The 26,968-nt window shown below is 48.9% G+C and carries 17 protein-coding genes; 5 read left to right on the top strand and 12 right to left on the bottom strand.

All coding sequences use genetic code 11. From position 1 onward, the window contains the following. The first annotated feature begins 35 nt into the window (after nt 1-35). Nucleotides 36-2,003, top strand: coding sequence for a family 20 glycosylhydrolase (locus ACPYIV_RS15095; RefSeq protein ID WP_425883805.1), 1,968 nt, complete (start codon nt 36-38; stop codon nt 2,001-2,003). A gap of 503 nt (nt 2,004-2,506) precedes the next feature. Here the strand turns inward: ACPYIV_RS15095 and ACPYIV_RS15090 are convergent. The 7 genes from ACPYIV_RS15090 to ACPYIV_RS15060 all read right to left on the bottom strand — a co-directional run bounded on the left by ACPYIV_RS15090 (nt 2,507) and on the right by ACPYIV_RS15060 (nt 16,505). Further along, nucleotides 2,507-4,369 carry an FAD-dependent oxidoreductase gene (locus tag ACPYIV_RS15090; RefSeq protein WP_425883803.1) on the bottom strand — a complete coding sequence of 621 codons (1,863 nt, stop codon included), beginning with the start codon at nt 4,367-4,369 and terminating at the stop codon, nt 2,507-2,509. Nucleotides 4,370-4,375: 6 nt separating this feature from the next. Further along, a complete protein-coding gene (locus ACPYIV_RS15085; RefSeq protein WP_425883801.1) occupies nt 4,376-7,378 on the bottom strand; it encodes an FAD-dependent oxidoreductase in 3,003 nt (1,000 codons plus the stop codon). Between the two features lie 50 nt (nt 7,379-7,428). After that, a complete protein-coding gene (locus ACPYIV_RS15080) occupies nt 7,429-9,429 on the bottom strand; it encodes an FAD-dependent oxidoreductase (protein ID WP_425883799.1) in 2,001 nt (666 codons plus the stop codon). A 125-nt stretch (nt 9,430-9,554) separates the two neighbouring features. After that, nucleotides 9,555-11,240 carry a RagB/SusD family nutrient uptake outer membrane protein gene (locus ACPYIV_RS15075; protein ID WP_293740046.1) on the bottom strand — a complete coding sequence of 562 codons (1,686 nt, stop codon included), beginning with the start codon at nt 11,238-11,240 and terminating at the stop codon, nt 9,555-9,557. A gap of 27 nt (nt 11,241-11,267) precedes the next feature. Next, nucleotides 11,268-14,540: a TonB-dependent receptor gene (locus ACPYIV_RS15070; RefSeq protein WP_425883797.1), complete on the bottom strand. Its 3,273-nt coding sequence runs from the start codon at nt 14,538-14,540 to the stop codon at nt 11,268-11,270. A 219-nt stretch (nt 14,541-14,759) separates the two neighbouring features. Next, nucleotides 14,760-15,752 carry a FecR family protein gene (locus ACPYIV_RS15065; RefSeq protein ID WP_301704464.1) on the bottom strand — a complete coding sequence of 331 codons (993 nt, stop codon included), beginning with the start codon at nt 15,750-15,752 and terminating at the stop codon, nt 14,760-14,762. A 189-nt stretch (nt 15,753-15,941) separates the two neighbouring features. Further along, nucleotides 15,942-16,505 (bottom strand): RNA polymerase sigma-70 factor, encoded by a 564-nt coding sequence (locus ACPYIV_RS15060; RefSeq protein WP_293733223.1) that lies wholly within the window; start codon nt 16,503-16,505, stop codon nt 15,942-15,944. A gap of 195 nt (nt 16,506-16,700) precedes the next feature. Here ACPYIV_RS15060 and ACPYIV_RS15055 point away from each other — a divergent pair, with 195 nt between their 5' ends. Together ACPYIV_RS15055 and ACPYIV_RS15050 are read left to right on the top strand one after the other, a co-directional pair. Beyond that, nucleotides 16,701-18,956: an inorganic phosphate transporter gene (locus ACPYIV_RS15055; protein ID WP_425883795.1), complete on the top strand. Its 2,256-nt coding sequence runs from the start codon at nt 16,701-16,703 to the stop codon at nt 18,954-18,956. Between the two features lie 360 nt (nt 18,957-19,316). Next, nucleotides 19,317-20,084 carry a phosphatase PAP2 family protein gene (locus ACPYIV_RS15050; RefSeq protein ID WP_425883793.1) on the top strand — a complete coding sequence of 256 codons (768 nt, stop codon included), beginning with the start codon at nt 19,317-19,319 and terminating at the stop codon, nt 20,082-20,084. Here the strand turns inward: ACPYIV_RS15050 and ACPYIV_RS15045 are convergent. Both ACPYIV_RS15045 and ACPYIV_RS15040 read right to left on the bottom strand, forming a co-directional pair. Continuing rightward, nucleotides 20,081-21,586, bottom strand: a complete 1,506-nt coding sequence (locus ACPYIV_RS15045) for a GH3 auxin-responsive promoter family protein (RefSeq protein WP_293740042.1) — start codon at nt 21,584-21,586, stop codon at nt 20,081-20,083. The genes ACPYIV_RS15050 and ACPYIV_RS15045 overlap by 4 nt on opposite strands. A 167-nt stretch (nt 21,587-21,753) precedes the next feature. Further along, entirely contained in the window at nt 21,754-22,650 is an 897-nt protein-coding gene (locus ACPYIV_RS15040; protein ID WP_293733226.1) for a sugar phosphate isomerase/epimerase family protein, read from the bottom strand. A 106-nt stretch (nt 22,651-22,756) separates the two neighbouring features. Here ACPYIV_RS15040 and ACPYIV_RS15035 point away from each other — a divergent pair, with 106 nt between their 5' ends. After that, complete coding sequence (locus tag ACPYIV_RS15035) at nt 22,757-23,770, top strand: ATP-dependent 6-phosphofructokinase (RefSeq protein ID WP_293733227.1); 1,014 nt, start codon at nt 22,757-22,759, stop codon at nt 23,768-23,770. Nucleotides 23,771-23,794: 24 nt separating this feature from the next. On the opposite strand, the gene rnc is transcribed toward ACPYIV_RS15035, so the two are convergent. From rnc to ACPYIV_RS15020, 3 genes are read right to left on the bottom strand one after another with little or no spacing between them, the layout of a single operon-like run. Beyond that, on the bottom strand, nt 23,795-24,715 hold the full coding sequence (rnc, locus tag ACPYIV_RS15030) for a ribonuclease III (protein WP_299362518.1): 921 nt from the start codon (nt 24,713-24,715) through the stop codon (nt 23,795-23,797). A 1-nt stretch (nt 24,716) separates the two neighbouring features. Continuing rightward, nucleotides 24,717-25,982 carry a beta-ketoacyl-ACP synthase II gene (fabF, locus tag ACPYIV_RS15025; protein WP_293733229.1) on the bottom strand — a complete coding sequence of 422 codons (1,266 nt, stop codon included), beginning with the start codon at nt 25,980-25,982 and terminating at the stop codon, nt 24,717-24,719. Between the two features lie 21 nt (nt 25,983-26,003). Next, nucleotides 26,004-26,240: an acyl carrier protein gene (locus ACPYIV_RS15020; RefSeq protein ID WP_005639879.1), complete on the bottom strand. Its 237-nt coding sequence runs from the start codon at nt 26,238-26,240 to the stop codon at nt 26,004-26,006. Nucleotides 26,241-26,394: 154 nt separating this feature from the next. Between ACPYIV_RS15020 and purN the strand changes: the two genes are divergently transcribed. Continuing rightward, nucleotides 26,395-26,967, top strand: a complete 573-nt coding sequence (gene purN, locus ACPYIV_RS15015) for a phosphoribosylglycinamide formyltransferase (protein ID WP_293734488.1) — start codon at nt 26,395-26,397, stop codon at nt 26,965-26,967. Nucleotide 26,968 lies beyond the last annotated feature (1 nt).

The following is a 26,968-nucleotide window of genomic DNA, read 5'->3' as shown; positions in this document are numbered from 1 at the left end:
TTATATATCTTTGTCACATTTTAATTCAAATATCTATGAAGATACAACTCTATTGGCTGCTATCGGCAGCTCTATTGTTATTGCCTGCGAAGGCAGACGCCGCGAACAACAAGAAACCGTTCGTCATCCCTGAATTACAGGAATGGAGAGGCAGTCAGGGAATGTTTACGCCTACGGCAACGTCCCGAATCGTGTATACCGGAAAAGACCCGGCCGTAGCCCGCGTCGCCAATCAGTTTGCCGAAGACTACGCGCTAATGTTCGGCCGCCGGATGAAGGTCGTGCAAGGCCGTGCGGCTGCAGGCGACTTCGTTTTGTCGCTTTCGGCAGACAGGCGGCTCGGGGATGAAGGTTATACGATGAAGATCACCGACCGCGTCACCCTGACCGCTCCTAAAAGCAAGGGGCTGTACTGGGCTACCCGTACGTTGCTCCAACTGACCGAACAGCAGGGCGACCAGGCCCTTCCGAAAGGGACGGCACGCGATTATCCCGACTATGCGATCCGTGGCTTTATGATGGATTGCGGCCGCAAGTTCATCCCGATGAGTATGTTGCGCGATTATGTGAAGATGATGGCATACTACAAGATGAACACCTTCCAAATCCACCTGAACGATAATGCCTTCAAGCAATATTATAGTCACGACTGGAACAAAACCTATTCGGCTTTCCGCCTCGAATGCGAAACCTTCCCCGGACTGACCGCCCGCGACGGCTATTATACGAAAAAGGAATTTATCGCCCTCCAGCAACTTGCCGACAGCTTGGGTGTGGAGATCATCCCCGAGATAGATGTCCCCGCCCACTCCCTTGCACTTACGCAATATAAGCCGGAGATCGGCAGCGAAGAGTATGGCATGGATCACCTCGACCTGTTCAAGCCCGAAACCTACGAATTTGTAGACGCCCTTTTCCGTGAGTACTTAGAAGGACGTAATCCGGTCTTCGCCGGCAAGCGTGTCCATATCGGCACGGACGAATATTCCAATAAGAAGCAGGATGTGGTAGAAAAATTCCGTGCTTTCACCGACCACTACATCCGTTTCGTGGAAAGTTTCGGCAAGCAAGCCTGTGTCTGGGGAGCCTTGACGCACGCGAAGGGCGAGACACCTGTCAAGTCTGAAAACGTACTGATGAGCGCCTGGTATAACGGTTACGCCGATCCCAAAGAGATGATCAAACAGGGATATGACCTGATCAGCATCCCCGACGGCTACTTGTATATCGTTCCCGCAGCAGGCTATTATTACGATTACCTGAATACGGAAATGCTTTATAAGGAATGGACACCCGCCCACATCGGAAAAGAGGTATTCCCTGAAAAACACAAACAGATCAAAGGCGGTATGTTTGCCGTTTGGAACGATCATGCAGGTAACGGCATCAGCACGAAGGATATCCATTACCGCGTTTTCCCCGCCATGCAAACATTGGCCGTCAAGATGTGGACAGGGAAGGATTGCTCCGTCCCGTATGAAGAATTCAACAGCGCCCGGATGTCGGTCAGCGAAGCCCCGGGCGTGAACGTAGCCGGACGTATCGGCACGAAGCCTCGTGCAGTCTACAACCTTGAAACCTTGAAACCGGGAATGGAGACGGGATTGAAAGAGATCGGCTACCACTATACCGTCTCATTCGATATCAAAGCGGCTGATGAAGAAAAGGGAACCGAGTTGTTCCGTTCGCCGGATGCTGTCTTTTACCTGTCCGATCCGGCTTCCGGTAAGTTGGGATTTATCCGGGATGGCTACCTGAATACCTTCAACTACCGGTTTTATCCCGAGGAGACTGCCTCGGTAACGATTACCGGTGACGAGAAATCCACGCGGCTATACATCGACGGCAAACTGAAAGAAGACTTGGATATCCAGAAACGTTACTTCAATGGAGGGAAAGATTCGATGCGGTACGTCCGCACATTGGTATTCCCATTGGAAAAAGCAGGGGATTTCAGAAGCTCGATCCGTAATTTGGAGGTTTTGAACTACTGTAAGCCATAGATTCCGGGTTTATATTTTTGATAAGGATAGAAGACGGCCGCCGTCCGGCAATAAAAAATGATTTTTGTTGTTAGACGGCGGCCGTCTATGTCTAAAAAAAGAAATTTATTATTTTCCGGCCGCCGGAAAGTAGAAAAAAAAGAAATATGTCATTTTCCGGCCGCCGGAAAGTAGGAAAAAAAGAAATATGTTATTTTCCGGCCGCCGGAAAGTGGAAAAAAAAGAAATATATCATTTTCCGGCGGCCGGAAAGTGAAAAAAAAAGAAATATGTCATTTTCCGGCCGCCGGAAAGTAGGAAAAAAAGAAATATGTTATTTTCCGGCCGCCGGAAAGTAGAAAAAAAAGAAATATATCATTTTCCGGCGGCCGGAAAGTAGAAAAAAAGAGAAATATATTATATTCCGGCGGCCGGAAAGTAATAAAAAAAGAAATTTATCACTTTCCGGCCGCCGGAAAATGTAAAAAACGATTATTTTGTCAATTTACGGTGTCGAGCCTGTTTTATTTTATTTTCCGATAGATCATTTCCAACGCCGCCAGCCTTGTCGTTTTCCCGGCTTCAACGCCCGGCAGGCTTTCTCCGCTTAATTTTTTCCAGGCGGCGAGAGTCGCCGCATCCACCGGTTCCAGCAAACGGGCATTCCATTCGGGGAGGTAGCCGCGCAGCCCTAAATATTGCACCATACGGAAGCGAGGGCTTGTGTTGTCCACATCTTTGAAATAGATAAGCGTCGCTTTCTGGTCGATCAGCTTGTCCTGCAGGCGGGAGAGGTCGATGTTCTGCACCTTCACCTTGCTGTCGATCGAAAGGGCTGAAGCGATGCCGGCCGCCTGTCCCATCGCCATCCAGCAAGGCTCCATGCGCAGGGTGGAGAATCCGATATGCGAACCCGACACGGGGACGGGCAGCAGGAGGTTGTCCACTTCTTTCGGAACCATCACGCCGTAGGGCACTGTATAGACGGCCGACGGATAACTCAGGAAGCCGTCCAAATGTACCCTTCCCTTTTCTCTTTTCCGTACGGCGTGCGAGTCCAGTGCATAATGGCTGGCCGTTATACTGCTCTCGTGGATAGGCGGGCGGCTGCCGATCGTTACCGGGAGGGCATCGTTGGCGGTGAAGAAGTATGCGCCTTCGAAACGCCGGCCTTCGCGAACGTAGACCTGACGTGGAAAATGGCCGTTGTCCGTATATTCGTCTTTCGAAAGGCCCCATTCTTTTGCTGCTTTGCGGAAGTGGGCAGGCAGTTCGGGGTCGTTTTGGGCGAACCAGAAGAGGCCTTCGGTATATTCGCGCAGACGTCGGGCGAATTTATCGCGCCATTCCCACGAAGAGGTGGGCCAAGGCCAGTTCTCTTCCGGCAGGTCGGTGGAGACGAACACGCCGTGCTGGTTATTGGCGTCCGTCTTCATGTTCGGGACATGAACGATGTTGGTGATCTTGGCGATCCCCCATTTGTCACCCGGAAGCTTGGAAGGATTGCCGGCCTTGATATGCTTCCGGTTCTCTTCCATCATTTCGGATGTGACGTGTTGCATGGCGGCATCCGTATTGCGTCCGGTCCAGACATCCTCCACGATGGTGGCATAGTCTTCGCGGTTATAACGGGCGGGCTTTGCAAAGGGCACGCGGTTTTTCGGATTATTGGTCAGGCAGAGGCGGTAATTGTAGGACTGCACGGCATTGTCTTCCTTGAACGTGCTGCCGTCCCCCTCCGGTCCGCCCCAATATTTGTAGACACGACCGGCTCCCGGCTCGTTAAATTCGTCTTTCCCTTCGCGGCCTACGCGGAAGGGGACTCCGGCGGTCGCTCCGAGGTCGCCTTCATAGGTGGCGTCGAGGAATATGGAACCGGTATATTCTTCCGTCTCCCCGGTTTCCCGGTTCAGGATGCGGATCTTTTCGATGCGGTTGTCGCGCATGACTATGTTTTCGTCTTCGGCATCGAACTGGCGCATGGTGAGGACTGTAATTTTATCTTTCTGCTCGTCGAGCATCTTTTTGAAGATTCGTGCTCCGACAGAAGGTTCGAAGTGGTAGCCGTCGCTGCATACTTTTACCTGTTCGGAGTTTGCTCCGTATGTGTCGATATAGTATTGTTTCACTCCATCGACAAACTCGCGGAACAATCCGGTTGTTGCGGCGCGTGTAGCGATGTCGGTCGCCCCAAGCCCATTCGCGGGCAGTCCGCCGACATAGCGGGTGCGCTCGAGTATCACTGATTTTTTCCCCATACGTGCGGCCGAGATGGCTACCATGATCCCTCCGGGATTTCCGCCGACGATCACCAGGTCGTAAGACGTCTGGCCGAAAGCGCCGGCACAGGCCAAGAGGAGGGAGAGTATAAGTGTTTTCTTTCTCATAAAGTATTATTTACTGTTTAATATTTCTTTTGCATAACGTGCATAGTGGCCTTGCAGGCCGTCGGCATATCGGCGAAGCACATCTTCCCCGATACCGTCCTGGTCCCCGCAGAGGTAAAGGGCCCTTGCCAGGTGTAATTCTTTCAATGCGAGGTTGCGGGTGGACGTGTCATTGAGGTCGGGAACGGCTTTGCTGCGCGCTTCGGCGTAGGAAAGGATCGAATGTCCCCGTACTCCCGGTGTTGTGAGCATGGCTGCCAGTCGGGAGACTGCCTCCCGGCTGCCTATAGCCTCCGTTGCCATCGCGACGGCACGGAAATGGGAAAAATAGTCTTCCGGCTCCAGCTTCTCCGCCTTCTCCAGTACGGCGGGAAGGGCGGATGTGTCGCGGGCGTTTCCCAATGCGGTGATAAGGGCATCCAAGCGGCTGAGGCACATACCGAATTGTCCCATTCCGGTATAGTGCCAGCCCTCGTCCCAGTCCTTATATTGGCGGATAGCTTCAGCCAGTACCGGGGCGTGTTTCCCTTGTCCTAAGATACAGAGGATGCTGGCGAGGATCACCCTCTCTTCCGGCATAGTGGCTGCGGCGATCTGTTTGCCGGCAAGCTGTATGCAACGTTCGGGGTCGGTCAGCAATATTTCGAGCCCTTTATAATTATCCGTCACACTGGCGATGGCTTTCTTCATCTGGGAATTACTGAACCCTTTAAACTCCTTATCCGTCAGGACCCGTTCAGGAAGATTTCCGATCTCGACTAAGTGGCGCTGCACCTTTTTGATGTCTATCTTGCGCGGAGATTTATTTTCTTTGACGCATTGGGCGGAAAGATAGCCGACTGCATACCCTTGGTTTTGCAGGCAGGGCTGCATACGGATCACCGGCATGGCATCCCGATGTGCACTTGCCCCGAGACCGGTTGTCAGGATTCCTTCCAGGCCTTTTGGCAGAAGACTGCGCAGCGGAACGTCCGCGTCGTAGATCATATGCCGTTTTTCCGGCGGGTTCAGGATGAAGAGCGGGTCGATAATCATCCCGTGTGTGTCGAACGAGCTTTTGTGGTAAGAAATAGTGTCAGGATAACGCCGGTGGTTGATTACGTCATATACCGAAATGATATAATCGCCGATCACCCGGCGGCGCTCGCGTGTCTGGGGCATTTTGACCAAGTCGTACTGCCCTTGCAGTTTTGTCTTGGCCTGGATGAAGGCGCGCGAGATATCGAGGATGTCCGTATCGTCGACGAAGAGCCAGTCGTTGTTGTTGTAATAGTCTCCCGGGGCCCATTTGCCGGTTCCGGCTCCTTGCACGGCTATTGTTTTTTTGCCTGTATAGTCGAATGATGCGCCGGCGGCAATCGCTATGTCTGCACTTCCTGTGCTGTCTATCAAGACTTTCGATAATATGACGCCTCTACCGAAGGGAGTGGCGACGACAACGCCCTTTACCCGGTTGCCTTCTGTCAACGCCCCGCATCCTATCACGCCGAACCAGAGTTTGCCTCCTGCCTGTAGCAGTTCCTTGCGGTGCCATTCCATTTTCCAGTCGGCGGGGAAACGTCCTTCCCCTTTTGGCTGCCTCGGATGGTCTTTGGGGGCCATGGCCAAGACGCTTTTGTCAATATGGGCGGTATATCCGCCCCGGAACCCGTCCCAATAGACTCCGATCATCCCCAATGTGCTCAATCCGCCAAGTCCGTGAAGATATTCCAATACCAATGTGTCGGCTCCCTGTTTCGCTGCGGATATTCCGGCTGAAGCACCGGCCGTACCGCCTCCCATCACAACCACATCGTAGCTGCCCAGGACCGGGAGCGCACCTGCCGGAGAGTCGACGAATCCTTTTTGCAGGGAGGGGCGGAGCGGGGAGAGCAGTTCGCCTGTTTGCCCATAGTTCGAAGCATTCACTTTGGGCTGGCGGACGGTGGCCTGGGCCGGTACGGGTATATCTTTTATCTGCCGGGCAATTATTTCGCCCATCATCTCTCCTATGAACATGGCCGGGACAGGCCGCATCACTTTTGCCGCCAGTTCCCTCGATATATCGGCGCAGGGACCGAGTACCCACAGGTTTGCGATATTTTTTGATTTGAATGCCTGCATCGGTAGCTTTCGCAGGGAAATCGGGTCTCCGTTATATGCCTTCTCGCTTATAATCGTCTGTTTCGGAATGTACCAGAGCAGATCCGAGCTATCGACCTGCTCGATATCCCATGTCTGGCTGCGGATGATCTGTTCGGCCTCCGCCAACGAAGCATACGTGTCGTCCTTAATCGGCAAACGGAACGTATAGCGGGTGACCGGATAGCTTTTATCTCCAACTTTGATGGGCTGGGACAATTCTTCGGCCAGGACGATTTCAGGTGCTTCTTTTTTGGTATTTCCTACAACGGTATAGCTGTATTCTTGCATACCGGGGGTGAAAGGTTTGCGTTCCGCCCCCGATAGTCCGGCAACGGAGGCATTGTGTGTCGCATCTATGATTGTTTTGCAACGGATAGCCTGCCTGCCCGAACGGTTCGCGATCACAACTCCCGCAAGTTTACCGGACGGGTCTGTCAGCACGTTCGTTACATAACTGCTGTAAAGGAACTGAACGTCATTGTCGATCAATTCGTCTTCCAAAGTTTTCTTTATATGAAGCGGAGCCGGAAAACTTTTCCCCGGAAAGAGTTTGCGGGCAAGAGCGGTCTGAAGTTTTTCGGTTTCATTCCGTTCATATAGGTGCGAACCGCATATATCTTCACCCAAATAAGGCATATAGCCTACTAAGTATACCCGGCTGCCTGTTTTCGCTGCCGCGACGGCTGCGGCAATGGCGCGCGAACTTCCGCCGGCGACTACAAGGTCTACTTCGCTAATCACCGGTATCTTACGCGGTCCTTCATGGCAGAAGGCTTCATCGGGAACGGCCATCTGTATCGTGGCTCTCGCCTCCGTTACATTGCCTAAAGAGGCTAATGCCCCCCCGGCCGCTGTTACTTTTAAAAAATTACGTCGTGTAATCATGGTATTTCCTTTTTATACTGGTCTTTATGGGAGCCATAAAGATAAGAATTTTATTTTGCAGGAACTAATATAATGGCATCGGCAAATAAAGCTCCCTTCGAACGGCCTCCGTCAATCCTGACGGAAGAGTTCCAACAACCTTTTTCAAAAGCGTATGTGCCTAAGCTTACCCAGGAGCCTTTGTGTGATCGGGGAGATATCTCGACTTGCTTGACGCCCTCTTTGCCTGTAATGTCGAAGGCCATGACTTCGGGCATTTCCTGGTCGGGAAGAGCTGTGCAGTAGAAGAATACTTCGTATGCGCCTCCTTTTTTGATCACTGGCATGAAGGTGAAAGAGCAATCGTTTTTGTTATTTGCCGACTTTAAGTAGCTGTTTTTGTAATGGGCTCCAAAGTTCTTTTGCCAGTGTCCGGCTCTTTCTATTTTGTCGATATCGCTGTCGTCGACCAATATTTCGGGAGTCGAACCGTCTAAGTAAGGATTCTCTTTGAGGATTCTCCGTAGCTTGGTTACATCTATTTTTTGGACATCGGTATTGTCCTCGATTGCCAACGCCGATGCTACGGCTGCCGATTGTCCGAGCACCATAAATACCGGCTCCATCCGGATCGATCCGAAAGCGATATGGGTGGCAGAGACACATACGGGAACCAATAGGTTGGTACATTCTTCGCGCTTGGGCGTGATGCTTTTATACGAAATCGGGTAGGGGGGAAAGCCGTGGTATTCGACATCTCCTTCATTTTTTACCATTCCGTTCGTAACAATACGCTGGCAATTGTGGGAGTCCATCCCATAGGCTGCCATTCCGATTGCATCTCCTACCGTTTCTTCTCCCTGGCAATTTTTTTGTGTCATGATATATTCGCCGTTCAGGCGGCGGGCTTCACGTACATATAGCTGAGTGGGGAAGTTATCATTATCGACAAACTCATCTTTCGCCCATCCGAACCTGGAAACCTGGTGGCGTAGTTCCGCTGGAACTCTTTCATCGTGTGTAAGGAAGTAAAGCAGTCCTTTTGTGTAATCGACATGTTCCTGCCAGATCCTTTCCCGGGTTGCATAGTCGCCATCGGGGTATTCGTAGTTCATACCGATCATATCGGTCGATAAGGGACCGCGGTTATTCACGTCATATTTATTGTCCGGCATCATTCCCCAGTTGAATAGGAGATAATTGTCTATATGCAAATCCATTTTACGAATGGCGCGTGCCAAGAGTTCATATTTGGCGGGATCATAGTTCAGCGGCTTTTCAAATGGCCGCTGATTTTCTTTATTGTCAGTGAGGCAGAGGCGGAAATTGTATGCTTGTACGAGTTTATCACCGCTTCCCCTTTCCTGCAATGTATTGGGTTGGATTCCCCAACATAAGCCGCTGGCAGGATCTCCCTCTTTCAGGTACGGATCGACTCCGTCCGGGAATTGATGCCAGAAAGACATCTGAACTCCATTAAGTGTTTCATCCTGTTCTTCGTTTCCTTCACGTCCTACAAAATAGGAAACGCCGGCTTTTGCCATCAGATCTCCTTCATACGAACAATCGATGAACTGTTTGGCTTTAACCCGTATCAAAGGTTTCCCGTCCGGTTGCCGGGAGTCTTCCAATGTGATGCTTTCTATCCTTTTATTTTGCATCCGGGCATTTGTTATACGACGGTAATACAGGACATCCAAATCCGCATCTTTCACAAAGCGATCCATAGTTGCAGTCGCAACACTCGGCGGAAAAGTCCATTGTTCGAATTTATTGTAATGCTCTCCTATGCGGCGGTAGAAAAGCCGGGCCAGCCCTGTAACCGCATATTTGTTCCCGATATCCGTCATACCGAGACCACCGGTCGTCATGCCTCCCAGATATTTACCGGGTTCTACCAGCAGCACGGATTTACCCATTTTTTTTGCAGAGTAAGCAGCTACAACGCCTGCAGATGTTCCCCCGTAAATACAGATGTCCACTTCTTTGACAGAAGTCTGGCTGTCCTCTTTTCCGGATTGGCAAGAGAATAGGGAAACACAAAAAATAAGAAAGAGTATTTGATATTTCATGTGATTATTTTATTGATAAGTTCAAAAAAGAATAAGTGATCCCGGGATCGGGAAATTACCCCGGATGTGATATGCTTTTATTAAAAATGATGTCACATCCGGGTAATAAGTATAGAGAGACGAATTTATTCGTAATTCGGATTCTGAGTCAGATTCGGGTTCGTTTGTCTTTCGATATATGGAATCGGCCATAAATAGTCTCTGTTCTTGTCGAATTTACGGATATCTACGACACGCATCTTGAAGTCTGCCGACTCACCGCTCTCAGCAATAGGAATACCTTCATAAAACGCCGTGCCCCATTCATCAATACGCGGTGCCTTATCCGGATAAGACTTCTTCATCCTTCCTAAAAGAGGCAGGTTCATTACTGTCTCGGCAATTTTCCAACGGCGAATATCGAACAGGCGCAAGCCCTCACCTGAAAACTCATATTTGCGTTCGCGGGCAACTGCATAGAACAGTTCATTCGGATCGGTGGTCGTAATCGGCGGCATCTTGACAGACGGACGCTGGCGAACTTTATTGATGGCTTCCAAAACGGATGCATCGATTTCTCCCGCTTTTATCTTTGCTTCGGCATACGTCAGCAAGACTTCCGGATAACGGATCAGAATCGTATTCATATCGCAGTCATTCAACGCGTCTTTATCTTCTATGTTGGCATATTTGCGCCAGCAAATACCGGTAAATGTCGCATAAGCATGAGTAGCTTCCAGGTTGTCCACACGTTTATTTGTCATGTAATTCCAACATTTTACACTATCGCCGTGAGTCTCGAACTGGAATCCTAAAAATTCAGAACCGGGAACAGCTAAAGTATATTCCAGGCGGGGATCTCTGTTCTTATACGGATGTTTCGGATCAAACAAAGGAGATTCGTCTATCTGTTTCCCATCTGTACATTCCCAGGAATCAGCCAACTGGTAAGCCGGTTTCTTATTCGTATGCGCCAATGCATTACGTGAACCGAAAAGACGATACAAGGAGTGGACTTTCGTTCCTAACAAATATTGAACGGAGAAGATAACTTCTTTCGATGTTTGGCCTTCATATCTGAAAAGCTTTGGATATTCGTCTTCGATGGCATACTCCGTCCCTTCCATTGCCATAACTGCCTGTGATGCGGAAATTGCATCCTGCCAGCGCTCGTTGTATAGAGCTGTTCTCGCTTTTAAAGCCAAGGCAGCACCTTTAGTTGCACGCCCGGAGGTCGGATTGTTGGTAGAGGGAAGATCAGCGGCGGCTTCTGTATATTCTTTCAGAATAAAATCTACAACGTCGCTTTTCGGATTCCGTGGCTGCTGCCCTGTTTCAAGTGTCAATACTTCCGTAATAAGCGGAACGTCTCCATATAGTTCTATTAAATAGGAATAATAGAGGGCACGCAGAAAACGGGCTTCTGCCTTGATCTGCGCATAGGTTGCGGTAGCCACATTCGCTTCTCCTCTTTCCATATTTTGTATCAGGTAATTGCATTTTGAGATACCGGAATAAAATGCTTTCCAATAATCTTTGGCAAGGCTGCTATTGGCATCCGCAGCTCCTTGTGCAATAGCTTGCATAGCGTTGGTATTGCGGTCATATCCAATATCAGATGCCTCATCAAGCGACAGAAAGAACGTCATGCTTTCCCAATCTGTCCATAATGTCGAATAGCAAGAAGCCAGAGCCATTTGCATTTCTGTCTCGGTCGCCAGAAAAGTCTGGTCCGAAGGAGAGTTTAGCGGATTTTTATCCAGATAGTCACTACACGAATTCATACATAGGGCAGAACATACGGCAGTTACATATAATATTACTTTTTTCATTTTCAGAATTAATTTAAAGGTTGAACATTAGAACTTAAGATCTACACCGAAGCTGATCGTCTTTAATTGCGGATAATAACCGCCATTACCGATAGGAGCTTCAACATCGAATCCATCCCAAAAACTGTCTATTGTCAACAGGTTGTCACCACTTACATAGAAACGCAAATAAGAGATTGGAGTTTTTCTTATGACATTCTTAGGAAGTGTATAACCCAATTGTATGTTTTTCAAACGAACATAAGCTGCATTCTTCATCCAAAAGGAGGAGTTCTGCATATTGTTTGTTTCGTTGAATGCCAAACGTGGGAACTTAGCGTTTCTGTTCTCTGGAGTCCAGTAATCTTTATGCTGTTCCTGAACCGTACCGCCTTCGATGAAAGTCTGGATGCCTTGTCCGTTGATATAGCCGTCGGCTTTTCCGACTCCCTGCAATAACATACTCAGGTCAAATCCTTTGTAATCTCCGTAGAGTGACAAGCCGAAGGTATAACGTGGAATTGTTCCACCGATGATCTTGTAGTCGGAAGTATTGATAACACCGTCACCATTCTGATCTTTGTATTTGATATCGCCGGGACCGAAGTTACCATACTGGGTAGCCCCTAAATAGTTCCCTTCTGCATCGTAATCTTCCGGTTGGATATAACCGATAGCTTCCAGACCATAAATGGAGTACATCTCGTGCCCTTCGCGGTTAACTGTCAAACCTGTTTGGTTTACGCCTTTCATATCCAGAATCTTGTTGCGTACATCAGAAATGTTGAAAGATGCGCGATAGTTGAAGTCACCTACCTGGTCGGCATAACTAAGTGAAACTTCCCAACCTCTATTTTCCATCTTACCTGCATTTTGAGACGGTGCGTTCATACCGATGATAAGAGGCACGTTCAGTTTCATCAAAATGTCGTCGGTCACCTTATAGAAATAATCGGCGGTGATATTCAGCTTACCGAACAGTGTTGCATCGATACCGATGTCGGTAGAAGTCGTAGTTTCCCACGTGATTTTTCTGTTTGCCATATTCGTGATTGCGGCACCGGATGATATTGTTTTGTCGAATACATATTTCGTGTCCAGGTTCACATTTGAGGAGAATGGATAGGGATCGATGGCTGAATTGTCGGCATTCATTACGTTCTGGTTACCCAGTTGTCCCCATGAAGCTCTGAATTTAAGGTTGTCGACAACGTTTTTGATCGGTTCCCAAAAGGCTTCTTCCGATATACGCCATCCGGCAGATACTGAAGGGAAAATACCCCATTTGTTCCCTTCTGCAAAACGAGAAGAACCATCATAACGCATATTGGCTTCGAACAGATATTTACCTTGATAGTCATAGTTGATACGTCCGAAAACAGAGCGCAAAGACCATTCGTAGGAATTGCCGTATGCTTTCTGATTTTCTTCTCCACCGGCATCCAATACCGGGTAATCAGGGAATGCATAGTTCTCACGATAGCCTTTATGCATGTCATAGCGGTGGTCTTCCTGTTGGTAACCTACCATTGCTTTTATGCCGTGATCATTAAACCGTTTGTCGAATGTAGCGGAGGCAGTCAACAGGTTTCTCAGGTTTCTCGATGTCTGATCGTTCAGCGTACTCTTTTGTGGAGAACGGTAATAAGGGGAGCCGTCGTATTTGTAAGTCTGAACCACTTTTCTGAAATCAGATGTATGGTTTTCCCAGTAATTGGCTGCATAGTTACCCTGGAAAGTCAACCACTCAAACGGTTGGTAGTTCAATGCAACATTAACAACAGCGGTCGGTTTACGTTGTTTCTTCAAACCTCCGTCGTTCGTGAAAGCGATCGGATTGTCACCGTTCCAACCTTCACCCCACTGTCCTGTGCTGAGGACGCCGGCCTGGATGGCGGGAATACGGCTCATCCAGTGGAAAGCATCCGTTCTGGACGGTTCTTTCTGGTCGATCATATTCAAATGTGCATCAATACGGGCGGATAAGGTAGAAGAAATATCCATATCCGTATTCATGCGGAAGGTATAACGTTTGTAATTGGAGTTTTCGATGATACCTTGCTGGTCCATATAGCCGAAGCTGGCATTTGTACGGATTCGTTTTGAACCGCCGCTCAATGTGACGAAGTGATTTTGCATCAAACCGCTGTTAGTCAAACATTCGTCATACCAATCCGTATCGGGATAGCGGTCCGGGTCAGTCAACATACCCTGGCGATATTCGTCGATGTAAGTATCTGAATAAAGAGGTGATTTACCGATATTGGTATAGGCCGTATTTGTCATCAACATATGGTCTATGGCCCCGACTTTGTTGGGAAGGTCGATAGCACTTTGCCAACCGACATAACCGTTGTATGAAACGGTAAATTTATCTGCTTCAGCCCGTTTCGTAGTGATCAGGATAACGCCGTTGGCGGCACGTGAACCGTAGATGGCAGAAGAGGCCGCATCTTTCAATACGGAGATAGATTCGATTAGCGACGGATCGATATCATTAATGCCCATCTCGACTCCGTCTACCAGGATCAGGGCGTCGTTATTGTTCAAAGTCGTTTTACCGCGAATGCTGATATTTCCTCCGTCGGCACCCGGCTGTCCGCTGCGTTGCGTGATGGCAACACCCGGAATGAGGCCCTGTAGGGCCATTGAGGTTTGACCAACCTGACGTTTGGTCATATCTTTCATAGATACGGATGTAACGGAACCTGTCAGGTTTGCTTTTTTTTGTGTACCGTAACCTACGACTACCACCTCGTCAAGCCCTTGTAAGTCTTCAGCAAGTTTGATGCTGAACATATTTTTACTTCCGATCGGAATTTCCTGTGTCATGTACCCGATGTAAGAAATTTGCAGGATGGAAGCGGGCGTAACGTTTAGATCGAAATTACCTTCCGCGTCGGTGATAATACCGTTGGTGGTTCCTTTTTCGACAACGTTTGCTCCGATAATAGGTTCGCCGTCTGCGTCGGTCACTTTCCCGGTGATACGTTTGGTCTGCTTTTGCTGGGCGGCATATGCTTTCCGGGTAATGTTGATGTTACGATCATGGATCGTGTAGGTCAGATCCGTATTAGCTAACGCTTGCGATAGGACTTCGTTGATTTGTTTGTTTGTTGCCTGGACGCTGACTTTGACGTTTTTCACCTCCTCATCCACATAAAAGAAAAGGAATTCACTCTGTTTCTCTATCTGGGAGAACAGGTCGGTGAGGGACATTTGCTCTGCTTTGACTGATACAGTAGCAGATTGGGAATAAGACGATTCCACAGCTACTGCCTGGAACAGAGCCACGAATAGTAAGATAACCGTGATTCTCATAATTGTAACAAGTTTTTTTAAGCCTTTGGGTAAGAAAGGCTTGTAATACGAAACATTTTCCATATTTTTGTACTGATTTAAAGATTGATAATTCGCTTCATCCACAATGTTTGGTCGCGGAGCGGACGGAGCGGAACATTAAATTTAAAGACTTTAAACCGGTTGTACTTTCGGGTATGACCGGTTTTTTAGGTTAACGCTGGTGCTACTTCATAGGCATTATCTTTTAAGTGTTGCATATTGGATATAATAAACTCCGTCACTGTTGTGCCACCGGATAGGCAGGCTGCGGGAAATTACTTTCAGGATCTGCTCGATGCTCTGTTCCTCGCTGAAGGTTCCGGAAACGGTTACGGCCGGTTTCATCAATTCCCCGCTGTCGATCCGGATTTCCACTTTATAGGTCGCTTGAAGCTCTTCGATAAGCTCGATGAACGGGATCGATTTATATTTCAACAGGCCGTCTTTCCAAGAAGTGAAAGGATCCGTATCGACATGCTTGATATCAACCTTATTTGTCGACCGGCTAAAAGTCAGCTGTTGGTTCGGAGTCATCACGATATTCTGTTTCGCACCCTTGAAACGGATGGAACCTTCCACAAGTGTTGCCGTGATATCATCGGCTTTTGCATCCGCTTTTACATTGAAATGCGTGCCTAAAACAACGATAGAGGCGCCGTTCATCTCTACCTGGAAGGGCTTGCCTGAATCTTTTGCCACTTCGAAATAGGCTTCACCTTCCAATTTGACGTTGCGGCTGTTTTTTCCGTATGTATCGGAATAGCTGAGACGGCTGTTCTTGTTTAAGGTGATGACAGTTCCGTCTTCCATCGTAAAGTTAGACTTATGTTCGTCTGTCAGCAAGGTGTAATATTCTGCAACATGGTTGTTTGTATGATAGAGGAAGAACGCAGTCGAGAAGATAAACAGCAGGGTGACTGCCGCAATCAGAGGAGTAAATCTGTTCCATAACTGTCTCTCTCTGGCGCATTTGTCCTGGAGATCGATCTGCCGGAGCAGTTTGTCGGCCGAGAAAGCAGGGGCGACGGAATGTTTGAAAGCGACATCCGCATCCCAGTAATTCTTTAGCCGCCGGAATTCATCCCGGTTCTTTTCGTTTTCGTTCAGCCATTCGCTTAACGAAAGGATGTCATCCGAAGAACTTTCCCCGCTCAGGACACGTGCGATTATATGGTTTATTCTATTTTCCATTCTGTGTGTTTCTATATGTATAGTCGCAGGGAAGGAGAAATACCCTTAGTCGGACTGAAAAAAAGTTGCAGGAGTTCCAAAAAGTTTCATGCAGTGAAACTCCAAGTTCCAAGCAATGAAACTCCGAGTTTCACTGCATGAAACTGGAAGTTCCACCGTTGAAACATTCAGTCCCCTCTTGTCAGGAGTTTACAGTTGTGTGTCGTCGGCAAGTGTTTCCCGCAGTTTGCGGACGGCATTTGCTAAGTGTGCTTCCAGTGTTTTGACGGAGATGTCGAGGATGGCAGCCACTTCTTTATATTTGAGCTTGTCTTCGCGGACGAGTTTGAAAGCCATCTTACACTTGGCAGGTAGCGAGTCGATCGCGAGGTTCAGGCGTCTGATCCCTTCGCGGCTGATCAGGTCTTCTTCGGGAGTTGTCTCGGTCGAGGTGAAAAGGTCGATAGATATTTCGTCCAGCGATACCTGCTGCATGTGCTGTTTGCGGTAATAGCTGATCGCTTTGTGGCGGGCCACCGTATATATATATGAATCGAAATTGGAGATGCCGGGAAGTTGCTTGCGGTTGTTCCAGATAGCTAAGAAGGTATCGGAAACAATTTCTTCGGCTTCTGCCGGCGACGAGACGTACATACCCGTAAATCGCATTAGCGGCCCGAAATAGGTCATATAAAGCGATTTAAGAGCAGCTTGTGAATCCGACAGAGCCATTTCGCAAACCCAATGTATGATATCGTCCCGATTCTCTCCCAAGTGTGAGCAAGATTAACAATGTTCTTATAATAAAAGTCGCGAATATAGGGAAAAACCCTTAGTCCGGTAACATTATTTTTTCTTCGGCTGTTCTTATAAGCGGATAATAAGCCTTGTAATATGTTTGTAACATCTATGTCATTTTTGCGTAATATTTGTTTCAGACCTTTGCAACCAAATACATAACAAGCAATTATGGAGACATTCTATCTCTTTCTGATCATTTTCCTCTTTGTACTGGCGGTATTCGACCTGTCGGTCGGGGTCAGTAACGATGCGGTGAATTTTTTGAATTCGGCAATCGGGTCGAAGGCTGCATCTTTTAAAGTAATTATGGTGATTGCCGCAATCGGCATCTTTGTCGGTGCCTCGCTTTCCAACGGTATGATGGACATTGCCAGGCACGGGATTTACCAGCCGCAACATTTCTTCTTTTCGGAGATTATGTGCATTTTGCTGGCCGTCATGCTCACCGATGTGGTGTTGCTGGATATTTTTAACTCTCTGGGTATGCCCACTTCGACTACCGTTTCGTTGGTTTTCGAATTGCTGGGCGGTACGGTTGCGATTTCATTGATCAAGATTGCCAATTCCAACGGGATGCTTCAGTTGGGCGACCTGCTGAATACCGACAAGGCCTTTACGGTGATACTCGGTATCTTCCTTTCCGTAGCGATAGCTTTTTTCTTCGGGGCGGTGGTACAATATATTTCGCGTTTGATCTTTACCTTTAATTATAAGAAGCATGCGCGCTATTTCATCGGGTTGTTTGCTGGCCTGGCTGCCACGTCTATCCTTTATTTCATGCTGATCAAAGGCCTGAAAGGAAGTTTTTTTATGGAAGGCGGCCTGAAGGATTTGATCTATGGGAATACGGATAAGGTGGTGTGGGGAGCGTTTATCTTCTTCACGATCCTGATGCAGGTGCTATATTGGTTGAAAGTGAATGTTTTCAAGGTCGTGATTCTGATGGGTACGTTTGCGTTGGCGCTGGCTTTTGCCGGTAATGACCTGGTGAACTTCATCGGTGTCCCGCTGGCCGGATATTCGTCTTATATGGATTTGATGGCGCAGGGCGGAACGACAACTACCGATACGTTCCTGATGGAATCGTTGCTCGAACCGGCCAAGACACCCTGGTATTTCTTAGTGGGATCGGGGCTTGTGATGGTGATCGCGCTTACCACTTCAAAGAAGGCGCACAATGTGGTAAAGACTTCCCTCGACCTTTCCCGACAGTCGGAAGGGAACGAGAACTTCGGGACTTCGCCTGTGGCAAGGACGCTGGTACGCACTTCCAATAATATTTCGACTACGATCTTGAGTGTCGTGCCCCCGCGGGTGAAAGATTGGATCGACAGCCGTTTTAACAATAATGAGATTATTCTTGAGAATAAAGCGAGCTTCGACCTGGTACGTGCTTCTGTCAATGTGGTGCTTTCAGGTTTGCTTATTGCCGTGGGTACTTCTTTGAAGTTGCCTTTGTCCACTACTTATGTGGCTTTCATGGTGGCGATGGGTAGTTCGCTTGCCGACCGTGCCTGGGGACGCGAGAGTGCCGTCTACCGTATAACGGGTGTGCTTTCCGTGATCGGCGGTTGGTTCATTACGGCCGGCGCTGCTTTTACGATCTGTTTCGTTGTGGCGCTGTTGATCCATGTCGGAGGGGTTGCGGCTATGGCGGCGATGGTCGGGCTTGCCGTTTATATGCTGATCCGCAGCCATCTTACTTATCGGAAAAAGATAAAGAAGGAAGCTATGCAGGAAGAGGTCGACTCCACGATTTCCAAGCTGCGCGAGACAACCGATAAGCGCGAAGCTCTTTCCCTGTTCCGCGAACATAGCCGCGACGAACTGTGCAACGTCCTGAACTTTGCTTCCGATGCTTTCAACCGCTCCGTTCATGGCTTTATGGACGAGAACCTGCGCGAACTCCGCAAGGTGATGAGTGCGATCGAGGAGGAGAAGAGTTACCTGAAACAGGTCAAACGCGTCGGCACGTTAGGAGTAACACAACTGGAACATGATATTGCGATCGATAAGGGGCTGTACTATTATCAGGGAAATGACTTTGCCAGCGAGATCGTGTTCAGCATCCGCCGTCTGACGGAACCGGGCAAGGAGCATGTCGATAACCATTTCAGCCCGTTGAGCGAGGTGCAGAAGGAGGACTTCGGAAAGATGACCGGCAACATCGTCTCTTTCTTGAACCGCTGCTCGGCTATGATCAAAAGCAACGACTATCATCGGATGGATGATCTGATAAATGAGTCGACGGATTTGTTTGCCAAACTGACACTTCTGAAGAAAGAAGAACTGAAACGTATACAGGGACAGAGCGGCAGCACGAAGGTGAGCATGGTCTATCTGAATATGGTGCAGGAAGCGCAGAATGTGGTTTCTTTTACGGCGAATTTGCTGAAGGTGAGCCGGAAGTTCCAAAAAGAATAGTCTGTTGTTACTTTTGGCTTGATCCAAAAGTAACCAAAAGATCAAGGCCGAACCTGCTTCGCTACTCCGTTCCCTTCGTTCGCTGTCGCGTCTGAAACTCGCTTCGCTCAGACAGCAGACGCTCCGGGCGCTCACTCCGGTCACTGCGCTTAACGCTCACCAGCTTAGGCCGGAAGTAGAGCCTGGCGGCTCTTTGGGGATTGCCGATACTGGCAGTTCTTTTTCTGGCGATATGAAAGCGCTTTTGCAGGCGATACGATCAATAAGCTACTAAAAGTTTTAACGCCAAAATAGCAAATCGATAGTTGTGATGTAAGAAGATTTTTGTTCCTTTGGGGGCGAAAATCAATAAGGTGTTTAGTGAAATCTTTTATTTGCATCCTGCTGGTATTATTCCAGTTTACAATAGAGAAAGGCGTAGCTTCCGTACTCGTATCTGATGCGGGGGCACAGGACAGTATATCCCGCATACCCGTCGTCGAGTATAAATTCAAACCGAAAAGCCTGATCCTTCCCGCTTCCCTGATAACGGTCGGGGCGATTGGCACTGCCATCGACGGAATGAACGATTTCCACCTCTTTTCCCGCAAGGATTCCGTCAAGAAGATACGGGTCGACGATTATATGGAATGGGGCATGTTAGGTTGGGTTTTTGTCTGCGACCTGATGGGGAAGGAGAAACATAACTGGGTGGACCAGCTTTGCCTGGTCGCCATTGCCGAAGGCTTCAATGCCGCCATGACGCGGACGGTCAAGTATACAGTAGGCGAAATACGTCCCGACGGTGGTCCCCACTCGTTCCCTTCCGGGCATACCGCCAATGCTTTCTTAGGGGCGCACGTCGCCTGGAAGGAATTTAAGGACAGCAGTCCGGTGTTGGCCTATTCCGGCTACGCGTTGGCAACCTTCGTTGCCTGTTCGCGCTTGTACAATAACCGGCATTGGGTGGCCGATGTGGTGGCGGGAGCCGGTTTCGGCATCCTCTCCGTCGAGCTCGCCTACCTGACCTATTTACCGATCCGCAATGCGATCGCCCGCAAAATCAATATGAAGGGAAGCGACCGCTTAGTCGTCGCCCCGACGCTCAGTCCCGATGGCGGCGGACTCTATCTTTCGTGGCGGTTTTAGATAGCCATCAGCTCCTCGATCATCGTCCGGTCATTGCTGAGGCGGGGGATTTTGTGCTGTCCGCCTAATTTTCCTTTTCGGCGGAGCCATTCGTAGAAGGTCCCTTCGCGGGCAACCCGGATTTCCAGCGGTTGGAGAGAAATTTCCTTATAGCGTTTGGCCTCGTAGTCGGAGTTAAGTTGCTGCAGAGTCTTGTCCAGCAAGGAGGCGAAATCATCTAATGATGGCGGCATTTTTTCAAATTCGATCATCCATTGATGGCGGCCTTTCGCCTTATCCAGCATAAAGAGGGGAGCGGCGGTGTATTCCTTCACCTTGGCGCCTGTCTGGCGGCAGACGCTACTGATCGCCTTGTCGGCATTGTCGACCATCAGCTCTTCGCCGAAGGCATTGATAAAGTTCTTCGTGCGCCCCGAGATCACGAACTTGTGTGGATAAAGGGAGGTGAAACGGACCGTGTCGCCGATCTGGTAGCGCCACAACCCGCCGGAGGTCGTGATCACCATCGCATAGTTTTTCCCCACCTCCACCGCTTCTAACGGAAGGACGGTCGGGTGCTCGCTGCCCACTTCGTTAATCGGGATAAATTCGTAGAAGACGCCGTAGTCGATCATCATCAACAGGCTGTGTTCCGCCGGATCGTCCTGTAGGCCGAAAAAGCCTTCCGAAGCGTTGTAAGTCTCCATGTAATGCATCTGGTCCGAAGGAATCAGCGCCTTGTATTGGTCCCGGTACGGCTCGAAACTGATCCCGCCGTGGAAGAAGACCTCCAAGTTGGGCCAGACATCTGTCAGGCATTCGCTTCCTGCCCTTTGCAAGACGGCCTTGATTAGCACCAGCATCCACGAGGGAACGCCTGAGAGGCTGTTCACATCGGCCCGCCAGGTGCTTTCGACGATCGCCTTGATCTTGCTTTCCCATTCATCCATCAGGATGATCTTCTTGCTGGGGACGCGGATCAGGTTGACCAGCGGGTTCAGGTTCTGCAACAGGACGGCCGAGAGGTCCCCGCAGTGCGCGTTGTGATTCAAAGGGGAAGGGCTGTGGCTTCCGCCAAGTATCAACCCTTTGCTGGCGAAGAAATGGCTTTCGGGATTATTCCGGAGATAGACGGAAACGGTGTCGAAACCGCCTTTGTAATGACACCCTTTCAGGATTTCGGGCGTGACGGGAAGGAATTTGCTTTTGTCGTTTGTGGTGCCGCTGCTTTTTGCGTACCACCGCACGACCGAAGGCCAGAGGATATTCCTTTCTCCGTTTATCATACGGGTGACGTATGGCTTCAGATCGTCGTAAGTCTGCAAGGGAATCCGCTCACAAAAGTCTGCATATCCCTGAATACTCTTGTAGTCGTATTTCAGGCCCCACTCGGTGCTCCGGGCGGCAGATAAAAGGGACTTCAACTGCTTGTGCTGAATGGCGTCTGCATCCTGCGCAAACCTTGCGATCTCTTTTTGCCGGGGGCGGAAGAGTAGTGATATTGTATTTGTCAGAATATCCATGCTCCTATTGTTTGAATTGCTTGCAAATGTAGTAAACAATTGACAATGGACAATAGATTATAGATAATCAGAATCACTACACTAAAATTTCCTATTGACGAAAGAAGTATAAATCATCATTTATACTTCTTTCGCACGACTTCTTTTTCGTTTGCGGGCTAAATAGATCAGTTCTCAAGTCCTTTTTTGCAGTATTCCATGCATTTCCTGACTTCCTTGACGGCATCGGAGCCTTGTGGGATCTCATATTCCAGTTCGATGTCGCAGTAGATCGGCCATTTGTTCTTCCGAATCAGTTGCAGGACCTCGTAAACCGGGGTGTCGCCTTCGCCGAAAGAACGGTTCTTGTCGGGATCGGAAGCGGTTTTAGCCGTTTTATCTTTAATATGTATGCTGACGATGCGGTTGTGCAGGCGTTCGATGATACCGTTCGGATGCAAGCCGCTTGCACCGAAATAGTGTCCGGCGTCAAGGTTCAGCATCAGTTTCGGGCCGTATGCGAGGATATCGTCGAAACTGAATTTCGGATCGCGGGGCTGTCCGTGGTTGTGGAAGATCACATACAGGTTATGCTTCTCTGCAAACGGAGCCATGCGCTTGGCTGCCTTTTCGGAGATTTCCATCGTGATACCTTTGGCGCCGATGGCTTTGCAGGCCTTGAACGCGTAGTCGATTTCTTCGTCCGACCAGTCCGGGCTGCCCAATTTCAGGATATGGATGCCGACGCCTTTCTTGGCGAACATCTTGCGCACTTCCTTGTATTTGCTCATCGGCACGGAGAGACGCCATTTCTTCAAAGCCTCTTTGTCTTTGGTCTGGGGAATCCCCAGGTAGTTTTCAACCGTGTAGCCCATCAGTTCGGCAGAGCTGACGCCCGATTGGACATAGTAATCGAGGGTCGCTTCCAACGATTGGTCCGGCATGCTCCGGAAACTGTAGGAGATGGCCCCGATCTGTACGCCTCCAAACTTGGAATCCGGCTTCTGGGCGGTGATAGCCGAACAACAGGCGATTGCCATTAACACGATAAGAGTCAAAACTCCGGGAAAATGATACTTTTTCATGATATTATAGAATTAGATGAATAAAACACATACGAGTAATAAGTTTCCGGTAAAGATACGATAATTTTCTTATCTTTGTGCAACAAGTACTTAATCCCAAAAGACAATGAAAATAGGTATCCTTTCCTCCGGCGGCGATTGTCCTGGAATAAACGCCACGATACGCGGTGTCGGTAAAACGGCCATTATGCACTATGGCATGGAAGTCATCGGCATACACAGCGGCTTTGTCGGTCTGCTGAATAAAGACGTCCAGACTTTCGACGAACGCAGCCTCTCCGGCATCCTGAACCTGGGCGGTACGATCCTGGGGACTTCACGCGAGAAACCTTTCCGTAAACTCTTAGCCTCCGGTGAAAGCGAGAAACCGCAGCTCATCAGGCAGAATTATGAAGAACTCGGCCTGGACTGCCTCGTCTGCATCGGCGGCAACGGGACGCAGAAAACTGCTGGCATGCTCTCGGCGATGGGTTTGAATGTGATCGGCGTACCGAAGACAATCGATAATGATATTTGGGGAACGGACATAACGTTCGGTTTCGATACGGCCGTCAACATTGCCACCGAAGCGATCGACCGCCTGCATTCGACCGCCAGCTCGCACAAACGGGTGATGGTGGTAGAGGTGATGGGACACCACGCCGGCTGGATCGCGCTCTATGCCGGGATGGCCGGAGGCGCCGATGTGATCTTGCTGCCCGAACTGGGCTTTAACATGGATCGGATCAATGAAGTGATCCTGGACCGAGCCCGCCGGGGCAAACCTTATTCCATCGTCGTGGTAGCCGAAGGGATCGGAACGCCGGACAAGGAGCGTCCCTCTGTTTATGTGACAAGTGCCATCGAGAGGGCGACTGGGATCGAAACCCGCGATACCGTCTTGGGATATATCCAGCGTGGAGGCAATCCTTCCCCCTTCGACCGCAACCTGGCTACCCGCTTGGGCGGACATGCAACGGAGCTGATCGCAAACGGACAATTCGGGCGTATGGTCTGCATGAAAGGTAATGATGTCGAGTCGGTACCCCTCTCGGAAGTGGCCGGTAAGCTAAAACTGGTAACTCCCGAACATGATCTGATTGTCCAGGGAAAACGTATGGGAATATCGTTTGGAAATTAAAAATTGAAAATGGGAAATTGAAAATTAGGTTTCGGCGGGGATGGCTTTCATGCTTGTTTCCGCTTTTCTTTTTTCCGTGCCTGCGATTTCCGGCTCTGCCGTTTCCTGGCTATTGCTTTCTACGGCTTCTTCGGGGAGATCCTCGAACTCGTTATCGGCTGTGTTTTCGCCGGTTTTCTTCTTCTTGAGTTCTGAGATGAATTGCTGGAATGTTTTGTCGGTCCGCAGTTTTTTGATCGCCATCTTGGCGGCGCTTTGCTGGGATTCCTTCTTCGAATAACCGATGCCTACGCCGATCTGCGTGTCGGAAAGTGTCACACCTGTCTGGAATACCGGGTTTCCGTCGTTATCGGTAAAAGATTCGATCAGGTCGAACGATATTTCGAGCTTGTTCTTCTGGCTCCATTCGATCAGACTCGACTTGAAGTTGACCTCTTTGCGGGCGATCGTTTCCAAGTTTACATATTTCTTGATGAGCACATTCTGGATGAAGTTATAGCAAACCTCGTAGCCCTGGTCCAAGTAGATCGCACCGATCAATGCTTCGAGGGCGTTTCCATACATATGGTTGTTGTGGGAACTTAATTTGGCGGAGTATATGACCATCTTGTCGAGTCCCAGTTCGACGGCAACGCGGTTCATCGTCTCGCGCTGTACGATTTTGGAGCGGGTGTTGGTCAGAAAACCTTCCCGCTTGTTTTGGAAGTGTTTGTAAACGATATCGGCTACGACAGCATCCAATATGGCATCGCCCAAGAACTCCAACCGTTCGTTGTTCAGCCATCTGCCGTCACCGCTTTCTACGGAAGAGGATTTGTGGAGGAAGGCTTGTTCATAAACGTGGATGTTATCGGGATAAAAACCGAGTATCTTATATAAAGAAGAATAAGGCTCCTTACCCATGTTCTTGAGGAGCCTTATTCTTTTGTATAGTTTTGTAAACACGTTACTTCACAAATTTTTTAACAATAGCACAAGCATTGTGGCCACCGAACCCGAAGGTGTTGGAGAGCGCTGCCCGTACTTCTCTTTTTTGAGCTTTATTGAATGTGAAATTCAGTTTATAATCTATTTCAGGATCATCGTCGCCATCCGCATGATTGATTGTCGGAGGGATGATACCGTCGTTTATAGCCTTGATGCAGAGGATTGCTTCGATTGCTCCGGCTGCACCCAACAGGTGTCCGATCATTGATTTCGTCGAACTGATATTCAGGTTGTAAGCGTGATCTCCGAAAACTTCCTTGATCGCTTTTACTTCCGAGATATCTCCTACCGGGGTAGAGGTTCCGTGAACATTGATGTAATCGATGTCTTCCGGAGTCATTTCGGCATCTTCCAGTGCGTTACGCATAACCAACTTGGCTCCTAATCCGTCCGGATGGGAAGCGGTCAGGTGGTAAGCATCGGCAGACATACCGGTTCCGGCAATCTCGCAATATATTTTAGCTCCGCGAGCCAAAGCGTGTTCCATTTCTTCCAGGACCAGACAGGCTCCGCCTTCTCCCATCACGAATCCGTCACGGCTTGCGCTGAACGGGCGGGAAGCGGTTTCGGGCGAATCGTTGCGGGTCGACAGTGCGTTCATCGAGTTGAACCCGCCAACACCTGATTCCGAAATAGCTGCTTCGGCACCACCGGTTATGATCACGTTTGCTTTTCCCAGACGAATATAGTTGAACGCGTCACTGATCGCGTTGGTAGAAGATGCACAAGCTGATACTGTCGCAAAGTTGGGACCGTGGAATCCGTAAAGCATGGAGATATGTCCGGCTGCGATATCGGAAATCATCTTCGGGATGAAGAACGGATTGAACTTCGGGCCGATCGTGTCTTTGATCTTTGCATATCCCAATACTTCTTCGTCGAAAGTCTTGATGCCACCGATACCAGAGGCAAAGATAACGCCGATACGGTTCTTGTCTTCCTTGTCCAAGTCCATAGCTGCGTCGTCAATCGCTTGTTTTGCGGCATTTATTGCGAATAAACTATAACGGTCACACTTGCGGGCTTCCTTGCGATCCATTACTGTCAACGGGTCGAAGCCTTTTACTTCGCATGCAAATTGTGTCTTGAATTTGGATGCATCAAACTGAGTAATAGGCCCGGCTCCACTCTTCCCATTGATAATACCTTCCCATGTTTCCGGAAGAGTATTACCAAGAGGAGTAATAGCTCCAAGACCTGTTACCACAACTCTTTTTAATTCCATACCTTTAATTAAAAGGATTGATTACTTCGCGTTAGCTTCGATGTAAGCAATGGCGTCGCCTACAGTTGTAATCTTTTCTGCTTGATCATCAGGAATAGAAATACCGAATTCTTTTTCGAATTCCATAATCAGTTCTACAGTGTCAAGAGAGTCTGCCCCTAAATCGTTAGTAAAGCTTGCTTCGTTTGTAACTTCTGTTTCTTCAACACTTAATTTGTCAACGATGATAGCTTTTACTCTTTCAGCAACTTCAGACATAACTTTTTCAATTTAGATTAATAAATACGAATATACTTTTTAAATTTGCAGTGCAAAGAAAAGAATTTTTTATGTTACAAAACAAATTTAATGAGCTAAAAATGCGGAAAACTGCACATTTTTTCTTTTCTTGTGCACAAAAACAGGGGAAAACATGAAAAACGTAGCAATTTTTGCCTCCGGATCGGGTACGAACGCGGAGAATATCGCCCGATATTTCTCTAAAAGTGAAAATATTAAAGTGGCGGTTGTTTTGTCTAACAACCGGAATGTAGGCGTGCATGCCCGCGTAAACAAGTTGGGAGTTCCTTCTTTTGTCTTTTCGAGGGAAGATTTTGCAGACGGGGGGCCTATCCTGGCGAAACTTGCCGAGTACGATACGGACCTGATCGTCCTTGCCGGCTTCATGAATAAAATCTCCGATACACTGCTAAATGCCTATCCGGGTAAAATCATCAATATCCATCCCGCCCTTCTGCCCAAATACGGCGGCAAAGGCATGTACGGGATGCATGTGCATGAGGCGGTCGTTGCCGCCGGTGAAAAGGAGACCGGCATTACCATCCATTATATAGACGAGCATTACGACGAGGGGACGACGATCTTCCAGGCAAAATGCCCCGTCCTTCCGACCGATACACCCGAAGAGGTCGCCATGAAAGTGCACGCACTCGAATACGCCCATTATCCTAAAGTCATAGAAGATTTGCTTACTGCCCGTATCTGAT

It is taken from the genome of Parabacteroides vesiculifaciens (genome assembly GCF_049860805.1).
Classification (GTDB): Bacteria; Bacteroidota; Bacteroidia; order Bacteroidales; family Tannerellaceae; genus Parabacteroides.
Note: the sequence above shows the minus strand (reverse complement) of the source record. Positions and strands in the feature narration are given on the sequence as shown.